The 8,395-nt window shown below is 70.0% G+C and carries 8 protein-coding genes; 2 read left to right on the top strand and 6 right to left on the bottom strand.

Annotation, left to right across the window (positions count from 1 at the left end):
• Positions 1 to 279 precede the first annotated feature (279 nt).
• The 5 genes from Mth01_RS23790 to Mth01_RS23770 all read right to left on the bottom strand — a co-directional run bounded on the left by Mth01_RS23790 (position 280) and on the right by Mth01_RS23770 (position 6,129).
• Entirely contained in the window at positions 280 to 1,875 is a 1,596-nt protein-coding gene (locus Mth01_RS23790; RefSeq protein WP_204018153.1) for a carbohydrate binding domain-containing protein, read from the bottom strand.
• Between the two features lie 325 nt (positions 1,876 to 2,200).
• The gene (locus Mth01_RS23785) at positions 2,201 to 2,725 is read right to left on the bottom strand and encodes a DinB family protein (protein WP_204018152.1); all 525 of its coding nucleotides are present in this window, start codon (positions 2,723 to 2,725) and stop codon (positions 2,201 to 2,203) included.
• Between the two features lie 106 nt (positions 2,726 to 2,831).
• A complete protein-coding gene (locus tag Mth01_RS23780) occupies positions 2,832 to 3,206 on the bottom strand; it encodes a hypothetical protein (RefSeq protein ID WP_204018151.1) in 375 nt (124 codons plus the stop codon).
• Positions 3,131 to 4,795 (bottom strand): DUF6493 family protein, encoded by a 1,665-nt coding sequence (locus tag Mth01_RS23775; protein ID WP_204018150.1) that lies wholly within the window; start codon positions 4,793 to 4,795, stop codon positions 3,131 to 3,133. Before Mth01_RS23775 ends, Mth01_RS23780 begins: the two co-directional genes overlap by 76 nt.
• On the bottom strand, positions 4,792 to 6,129 hold the full coding sequence (locus tag Mth01_RS23770) for an SWIM zinc finger family protein (RefSeq protein WP_204018149.1): 1,338 nt from the start codon (positions 6,127 to 6,129) through the stop codon (positions 4,792 to 4,794). The genes Mth01_RS23775 and Mth01_RS23770 overlap by 4 nt, the downstream gene beginning before the upstream one ends.
• 99 nt (positions 6,130 to 6,228) lie before the next feature.
• Here Mth01_RS23770 and Mth01_RS23765 point away from each other — a divergent pair, with 99 nt between their 5' ends.
• Together Mth01_RS23765 and Mth01_RS23760 are read left to right on the top strand one after the other, a co-directional pair.
• A complete protein-coding gene (locus tag Mth01_RS23765) occupies positions 6,229 to 6,861 on the top strand; it encodes a TetR/AcrR family transcriptional regulator (RefSeq protein ID WP_204018148.1) in 633 nt (210 codons plus the stop codon).
• 1 nt (position 6,862) lies between these two features.
• Entirely contained in the window at positions 6,863 to 7,297 is a 435-nt protein-coding gene (locus Mth01_RS23760; RefSeq protein WP_204018147.1) for an acyl-CoA thioesterase, read from the top strand.
• Positions 7,298 to 7,366: 69 nt separating this feature from the next.
• Here the strand turns inward: Mth01_RS23760 and Mth01_RS23755 are convergent, their stop codons facing one another.
• Positions 7,367 to 8,350, bottom strand: coding sequence for an LLM class oxidoreductase (locus tag Mth01_RS23755; protein ID WP_204018146.1), 984 nt, complete (start codon positions 8,348 to 8,350; stop codon positions 7,367 to 7,369).
• Positions 8,351 to 8,395 lie beyond the last annotated feature (45 nt).

The following is an 8,395-nucleotide window of genomic DNA, read 5'->3' as shown; positions in this document are numbered from 1 at the left end:
GGCCCGGACCACGGTCCGGGCCCGCCGCCCGTGTCGCCTTGCCGGAACTTCAGGCAGCGATCACCCGGACTTGGGACTCCAGTCCGGCGAAATCGTCTGGATTCCGTGTTATCAGGGGCAGTTCATTGGCTGCGGCCACGGACGCGATCAGCAGATCGGCGAGGCGTTTGCGGGGTTGGCGTCCGAGACCGCGGAATATCGGCACGTCTCAGGGCGAAGGCCGCTCCCTGCGATGGGGGAGCGGCCTTCGCGTGCTACTGGAAAGGTTTCCGGTACGGCCTAGCGGCCCTGGAGCGCCTTGGCGTTGTCGCCGAAGGTCCAGCCCTTCGAGCCGTCCCAGTTGATGGACCAGGTCATCAGACCCTTGAGCTGGCCGTTGAAGCTGTTCCAGGCCTGGCTCACCAGCGAGGGCGACATGTAGCCGCCGCCGGCTCCGGGCTGGGCGGGCAGGCCGGGGACCTGCTTGTCATAGGGGACCCTGATCGTGGTGCCCTGGATGACCAGGCCCTTGTCCAGGCAGGTGGTCTGCGCGACGAATCCCTGGACTGTGCCGGCGGAGTAGGAGTCGCCGGAGCAGCCGTACATGCTTCCGTTGTAGTACTGCATGTTCAGCCACCACAGGCGGCCGTTGTCGGCGTACTTCTTGATGATCGGCAGGTACGCGCCCCAGATCGAGCCGTAGACGACGCTGCCGCCGGTGACGTACGCCGTCTCGGGGGCCATGGTCAGCCCGAAGTTGGACGGCATCTGGGCGAGCACGCCGTCGATGATCCGGATGAGGTTGGCCTGGGAGGCGGACAGCTGGTTGATGTTGCCGCTGCCGCTGAGGCCGGTCTCGATGTCGATGTCGATGCCGTCGAAGTTGTACTTCTTCAGGATCGGCACGACCGTCGCGACGAAGCGGTCGGCGACGGTGCTGGAGCTGAGGTCGATGCCGGCGGTGGCTCCGCCGATGGACATCAGGATCGTCGCGCCCGCGGCCTTGGCCGCGCACATCTCAGCCGGAGTGGAGACCTTGACGGTGGCGTCCATGCCGTCTTCCCACAGGACGGTGCCGTCAGAGCGGATGACCGGGAACGCCGCGTTGATCACGTTGTAGCCGTGCTGCTTGATGCGGGCGTCGTTGATCGGCACCCAGCCGAACGGCGGGTGTACGCCGTTGGACGCGCCGTCCCAGTTCTCCCAGTATCCCTGGGTGACCTTGCCGCTGGGCTTGCCCTTCACCGCGCATGTCACGTCCCCGGGCGACGGCGTAGGCGTCGGGGTGGGCTCGGGGGTCGGGGTGGGCGTCGGCGTGGGCGTCGGCGTGGGCTTGGGCGTCGGTGTCGGCGTAGGTGACGGGGTGGGCTTGGGAGTGGGCGTCGGTGTCGGCGAAGGCGACGGTGAGCCGCCGGGGCCGTCGAAGCTGACGTCGTCGGCGTAGTAGGTGCCCTGGCCGTACCAGCCGTGCAGGAAGATCGTGGCGCTGGTCTGGTTGGCGCCGGTGGTGAAGGACACGCTGAGCTTCGTGTAGGCCGAGGCAGACGGGGTCCAGGTGGACGCACCGCCGTTCACGCCGAGGTAAACGTAGTTGCCGCGGACCCAGGCGCTCAGGGTGTAGGCGGTGTTCGGCTTCACGGAGACGGTCTGGGTGCACTGGGCGTTGTCCGAGCCGCTGGCGGCTCCGGCGAGCGCCTTGCCGCCGCCGTGGACCGGGGAACTGACCACCGATCCCAGCCCGCCGGTGCAGGACCAGGGCGAGAGGTTTCCGGTCTCGAAGTCGGGATTCACGAGCAGGTTGGCCGCGTTGGCCGGCGTCTGCGTGAGGACGGCGCCCGTGACTGCGAGCAGCATGGATGCTGCCAGCGTCAGCAGGCGGGATGTGCGCTTTCGCATGGAGGTCTCTCCTGAACCAGGAGTGATCGGAGCCATGGCGCCGATCGGTGGGGGGTGATGGGCGCGCCGGCGACGTCACCGGTGGTTCTGTTCACCAGCGAGCCGCTGGACAAGTACGGATCCGTGATCCTATGGTCGGGATCGACGGCCTCATCTGTCAAGATTCTTAACAAATAACTCGCTCACCAGCGAGGATGCTCGCCCTGTCGGAACGTCGGCGATGGCCGAATCAGCCGGAGATCAGGAAAAGCGCTCGATCGTCACCGGAATCAGCCCTTCGCGGCGCATCGCCGCAGTCAGTTCCCGAAGCAGCGTCCATCGCGTGTCAGGCTCCGGTGACGCCGTCGATCCGTTCGCGGAGCAGGTCGGCGTGGCCGTTGTGCCGGGCGTACTCCTCGATCATGTGCAGGTACACCCAGCGGAGGCTCATCTCGACCTTCCGGTGCGATTGATAGAAGGTCTCCTCCAGAGAATGCCCGGCCGCCGCCGTCCGGGCCGCTTCGACCTCCCGGGCGAAGGTGGCGAAGTCCGCCTCCGCGTCCGCGGTGTCGACGTCGTCGAAGTCGCCGTCGGGGTTGGTTTCCAGATCCCAATAAAGGAAGTCGACCGGTTCGCCGGCGAACCTGCGCCGGAACCACGAGCGCTCCACCTCGGCCATGTGGCGTACGAGCCCGAGCAGGCTCATGCTCGACGGTTCGACGGCGCGTAGTTTGAGCTGCTCGGCGGTGAGCCCGGCGCATTTGAGCAGCAGGGTCTGCCGGTGGTGGTCGAGCCAGGCCTCCAGGAGCAGGCGTTCGTCCCCGGTCGGTGGCGCGTCGGCACGGGTGATCTGCGGAGCGATCCAGTTCATCACCCCATCATGCCGAAATGATCGGACAAGGCGGGGTTGTTCGCGGCGCCAAGCTTTGAACGGCCCGGTCGTCCGCAAGCAGGAACGGCCGGGCCGATGTGTCCGGTCAGCGAAGTTGATCGCGCAGGCGGGCGCACTCGCGGGCGAAGCGGCTGCGGCGGCCGCTCGCCGCGTGCGCCGATACGATCGGGATCTCGCCGTGGGCCTCCGCCCATGTCGCCACGTCGGCGGCGAGCGCCACCGCCTCGGAATGAGCGATGCCGGGGCGTTCGCCGCCGCCCGGCGTGGGAAGCAGGAGCGGCAGCATGCTCCTGAGGATCTCCCAGACCTGCCGATGGCCTCCCTGGCGGGCGGCCTCGGTCAGGGAGGCCAGCACCGGACGGAGCTCGAACCAGGTGCGGCGGATCAGCAGCGCGAGCTGGCGGCCGACCGCCTCGGCGGGCAGATCGCCCCCGGCGGCCATCCGCAGCAGCAGCGGCACCGCCTCCGCATTCCGCTCGGCCAGGAAGTAGGCCAGGATGAGCGCGGTCGCGTCCCCGACCGGGCCGTCCGCCTCGGCCAGGGCCGCCAAATAATGCGGATAGACCCCCGGATGGTTCCACTGGTAGAGCAGGTGGGGCAGGTAGTTGACGGCGACGACCTCGCGGTGTGACGGCAGGATCGACGGCCACCAGCCCATACCACCGCCGTGGTCCTCCCCGCGCCACTTCGACGGCTCCTGCAGCAGCTCGTCGATGAGGTCGTGCCCGGTCGGCTCCGCTCGCAGTACGGGCACCAGCCGGATCTGGCTGACATGCCGGGGCTCGCGCTCCTCGAATAGGTATTCGAAGACTCACCGCCGAACCGCGCGGCCACCTTCGCGCCCAGCGCGGCGGGCAGCATCGGTACGGCCTCGGCGATCAGGGCGCGACCCGTGTCGAACGCGGCCGCATGCTTGAGAGCGAGCCGGGCCGCACGCCCCTGGACCTCGTAGGAGACGTGTCCGAAAGCCGTGGCCAGCGCGGGAGCCAGCTCGTCGGCGCACGCGGGCGATCGCCGCACCTCCTCGTCCAGCCACTTCAGGCCCGCGCGGGCCGGCTTGGCCTCGGCACGGAAGGTCAGCGCGCCGATCGCCTCCACGACATCGGCGGGGTCGTGCGGGCCGGTACGACGCGCCTGGGCGAGCGCCAACTCCGCGACAGTGCCGGGGGCGGCGGGAAGCAGCCGCAGGTAGTCACGTGCCCGCGCCGCCGCCTCCTGCGGGGTGGGGTCGACCAGTTCGTGGAGCCGTACGAAGAAACGCAGGTCGATGGCGTCGCCTCCGCGCAGAAAGCGGCTTACGCAGCCGTCGAGGAGCTCCTCACGTGACACCCGGCCCGCCGCGAGAAGCCGCCGCAGCAGGGAGAGCCACGGCGTGGGCCGGGGCGTCAGCCGCTCCTCCCGCAGCGCGCGGCCGGCTCCCTCCGCCTCGAAGAGTCTCGGAAACATCGGCCCGAACAGCGGGTCGTCGTCGACCACCGTGGCCGAGAGCCAGGCCACCACGAGCGGTTCGTGCTTGGGCGGCTCACAGCCGCAGGCTCGCAACAGGGCGAGCGCCAGGGGGACGATGGGATCTCCCGTGGTACGGATCCTCTCGGCGAGCCGGACCGCCACGTCGGTCTGCCAGTCGGCGGGGCGTGCGGCCAGCACGCGAAGCAGATCGGTGAGGTCCGGCGTGGGCGACCAACGGGGATTGAACTCGCGGCGGGACAGCCAGGCGACCGCCGCGGCGGGACCCGAGATCGTGCCCGCGCCCGCGATCAACAGTGGTGCCCGGAACTCGGCGATCGCGTCGCCCACCTCCCAGCGGACCTCCGTCTGGAGCTCCGCGAGCTCCCAGTCGGACCACTCGCTCTCGTCCTCGCCGAGGAGGTCTTCGCGGGCCATCTGGGTGGCGGTGGTGCGCATCTCCTTGAGGAACTCCGGGAGCCGCCGCCCCACCTCGGCGCGCTCCGCCCCGCTCAGCGCGATCACACGGTCGGCCAGCGCCCCGGTCCTGCGGTCGGTGATGAGGTCGCGCACCTCCTGCCAGACGTTCGCCGAGCCGGTCACCGGGCAGCCTCCACGGTGGCGCGGGCGGCGATCCTGGCGGCCAGCACGTGCTTGCACGGCCCACGTGAACCCCGGTGATCCCACCACCACTCGCAGGTGCACGATCCGTCGGTCAGGCCGACCTCGCGCACGCCTCCGCCGGTCCGCACCCGGGCCGAGTCGCCGTCGAGCTGTACGGCACCCGCCTCGACCAGCGCCCGCGCGGCGGTCAGCCGGGGGTTGAGACGTCGCACGTGCTCCCGGTCGTAGGGCAGCTCCCGGTGGAAGTGCGCGGCCTCGGCCAGGTCGTACCCGACACGTCCGGCCACCCCGAGCCGGGTGAGCGCGGCGCGGACCCGGGACGTGGACAGGCCGGCCCGGTCCGCCAGCAGGCCGATCTCCACCTCGGGCTCGAAGTTGAGCAGCATGCCCACCACGTCCGCGTCGGCCTCGGCCTCGTCGGTCGCGAGATCGGTCAGCACCGCGCCCTCTCCGGAGAAGCCGCGCCAGCGCTCCGGCGACAGGGCCAGCGTGTAACGCATCCCCGGAAGTTCGAGCTCCCACGCGCTCGACGCCGCGTGACCGGGCACGGCCGGGCCGTACACCTTGAGGTTCTTGGCGAACCGGAGCAGGGGCAGCAGCGTCGACAGGCGTCCCACCCCGGACAGGCACACCGCTCCCGGGCCGGGCCGATCGACGACACGCAGGTCGCGGCCCACCAGAGCGACCCAGAGGTCGGCGGTCGCCCGCTTGGGCAGCGACCGCAGGAACCGTACGGCGCTCATGCCGGGCAGCTCGGCCCTCAGGTCCATGCGGGCCGCGATCACCTGGACCTCGGCGAAACCGCGCAGCCACCGCTCGGGCAGCGGCACCTTCTTCTCCACGACCGCGCCGTCGAGCGTCGTGACCGTCAGCTCGTCGGCGCCGACGCCGAGGTGGAGCGGGTCCCGCGTCCCCACCCTGGCCAGCGCCTCGCGCAGCGGCCCATTGATGTCGACGTTGGTCGTCCCCCGGTCGAACACCTCGCCGTCCAGCGCGCCGTCGAGCAGGTCGAGCCGGGCGTAGACGCCGCCGCAGGCGGAGAACGACTCGAACCGCAACCGGTCGCCGCCGCAGGTCACCACCGGATCGCGGGTCCATCCCGGACGCGGCTTGTGATAGCGGGTGAGCGCCACGTCGGCCACGCCGAGCAGGGCCGCGGCCGCCGGCGCCGCCTGCGTCACCACCCCGCTGAAGAACTTCGGCGCGAGCGCGGGCCCGCTCAGAGCCCTGCCACCGGACGTCGACAGCCCGAGGCGCCCGTCCGACAGGGTGGAAGGCGCGGCGTAGCGGTACGCCTGAGTCGTACTTGTCATGACCGGGAGGCTAGAGATCGTCACCGACAAAAGCGGCGAGCGTGGTTCCCGCGTTCCCGAACTATATGAACGACCGGACGTTCATATAGTATGGCGCGTATGACACAGGACGGTCGTCGACTCAGAGGGCTGCGCAGCCGCGAAACGATCCTCGGGCAGGCGGTCAGCCTGGCCTCGGTCGAAGGCCTGGACGGGCTGTCCCTGGGTCGGCTGGCGGCCGCGATCGGCATCAGCAAGTCGGGTTTCTTCGCACATTGGCGCGACAAGGAAGAGCTGCAGCTCGATGCGGTGGACTGGGCCGCCCGTCAATGGCGAGAGCACATCGTGGCGCCGGCCCTGCGCGCCCCGGCGGGGGTCAGGCGGCTGTTCGCCCTGCACGAGGCGAGGCTGAGGTTCTACGCCGAGCACGTGCTGCCGGGCGGCTGCTTCTTCCGTGCGGTGCAGGCGGAGTTCGACGACCGTCCCGGCGAGGTCCGCGACCGCATCGTGCGGGCCCTTCGGGACTGGGAGGCGTTCATCCGGGGCCTGGTGGAGGAGGCGATCGCGCTGGGCGAGCTCGCGCCGGGCGTCGACCCGGCGCAGCTGGCCTTCGAGATCGAGGCGCTCGGCGAGATGGCCGTCACCCACTCCCGGCTGCTCGACGAGCGGCTCGCCTTCGCGCACGCCCGCCGGGCCGTACTGCAGCGCCTGCGCGGCCTGTGTCCCGACCCCTCACTGCTTCCGGAGGACTGACATGACCGAGAGTGGCCACTTCGAGCCGGTCCAGGTGCATTTTGACGATCTTGATGCGATGGGACTGCTGCACAACTCCCGCTACGCCCTGCTGGTCGAGCGTGCGGTCGGGGCGTACTGGAATCGGCTCGGCTGGGCGCCCGATCCTGCCCGCTCGTCGTTCAAGGACGTGTTCCTGGTCGTCCGGGAGTTCAAGGTGACCTACAATGCGCCGATCTCCGGGGCGGGCGAGCCGCTGGTGCACTTCTGGATCGACCGGCTGGGCCGGACCAGCGCGGTGTACGGCTTCCGGGTGCTGTCGGCCGACCGTTCCGTGGTCCACGCCGAGGGGTACCGCGTCAACATCAACCTGGACCCCGGAACATTGCGGCCGGTGCCGTTCAGTGACGAGCTGCGCACCGCCGCCGAGCCGCTGCTGCTGCCCGCCGCGGCCTGAACGCGGTCGTGGGCTTCCGGTCACGCCCATGGCCGTCGGCCGTGACCGGAAACCACTGAGCATCGATCCTCAGGACGTCGTCAGCGGATAGTCGGCGCCGAAACGCGGCACCACCGCCTCCGCGAGTTCCTGTAGCACCTCGTCGACCGGACGCCTGCCGTACTTGAGGTTGATCAGGACGTGGTTGACGCCGATGTCGCGGAGCTGGTTGAGGTGCTTGATCAGGTAGTTGTGTCCGGATCGGAAGCCGAGGTGGATGGGGGTCGGCCCGGCGTTCGCGTCCTCGGCGAGGTCGATGTAGAGCGACTGGGCGAACGGTTTGTCCGGCTCCTCGGCTTCCTGCAGGGCCTGTCGCCACGACGCGGTCACGATCTGCTGCTGGCTGACCGCGCGGGGATAGGTCAGCCACCCGTCGGCGTGCCGGGCGATCCACTGCAGCGACTGTCGGCTGTTGCCGGTGACCAGCAGCGGCAGGTGCCGTCCGACCGGCTTGGGTAGCAGCCCGACATCCCGCATGGTGCCGAACATCGAGTCCAGCGGCGGGAAGTCCTCAGCCCACAGCCGCCGCAACGCCTCCACCGAGGCGCGGAAGAGGTCGCCGCTGTCCTCGCGGTTCAGCCCGTATGCGGGGAACTCCGCACCCCGGTCGCCGGTGGCGATGCCGAGGACGAGTCGCTCGACGCTGAGGAGATCGACCGAGGCGGCTGCCTTGGCCACGTCGATCGGATTGCGCAGGGGCAGCACGCTCGAGCCGGTGGCCAGCCCGATCCGGGAGGTGTGCGCGGCGATGTGGGTGAGCCACACGTACGGGTCGTACATCTGTCCGGCGTCGCCGAACGTGGGGTCGAGCAGGGGCACATCGCGGGCCCAGAGCGCGGTGAAGCCGTACGCCTCCGCCAGCCGTGCCCGGTCCACCTGCTCGTCGACGGCCATACGCGGCACCGGGCCGTCGTAGGACTCGATCGGGAACAGCAGTCCGAGGGTCAACGCTCCCGGCCGGAACATCCGGGCGAAACCAGGGCGGGCCGCGAACGGAGTCGCGAAGTCAGGCATCTGGACGTCCTCGAATTCTCGCGGGTGGATAACTGTAGGCAACGT

This window comes from Sphaerimonospora thailandensis (assembly GCF_016863115.1).
GTDB classification, from domain to species: Bacteria; Actinomycetota; Actinomycetes; order Streptosporangiales; family Streptosporangiaceae; genus Sphaerimonospora; species Sphaerimonospora cavernae.
This window is presented reverse-complemented; position numbering and strand designations above follow the sequence as displayed.

Excerpts from the sequence above, each read along its gene's own strand:
- Mth01_RS23790 (WP_204018153.1), bottom strand. The coding sequence starts at position 1,875 with ATGCGAAAGCGCACATCCCGCCTGCTGACGCTGGCAGCATCCATGCTG.
- Mth01_RS23785 (WP_204018152.1), bottom strand. The coding sequence starts at position 2,725 with ATGAACTGGATCGCTCCGCAGATCACCCGTGCCGACGCGCCACCGACC.
- Mth01_RS23770 (WP_204018149.1), bottom strand. The coding sequence starts at position 6,129 with ATGACAAGTACGACTCAGGCGTACCGCTACGCCGCGCCTTCCACCCTG.
- Mth01_RS23765 (WP_204018148.1), top strand. The coding sequence starts at position 6,229 with ATGACACAGGACGGTCGTCGACTCAGAGGGCTGCGCAGCCGCGAAACG.
- Mth01_RS23760 (WP_204018147.1), top strand. The coding sequence starts at position 6,863 with ATGACCGAGAGTGGCCACTTCGAGCCGGTCCAGGTGCATTTTGACGAT.
- Mth01_RS23755 (WP_204018146.1), bottom strand. The coding sequence starts at position 8,350 with ATGCCTGACTTCGCGACTCCGTTCGCGGCCCGCCCTGGTTTCGCCCGG.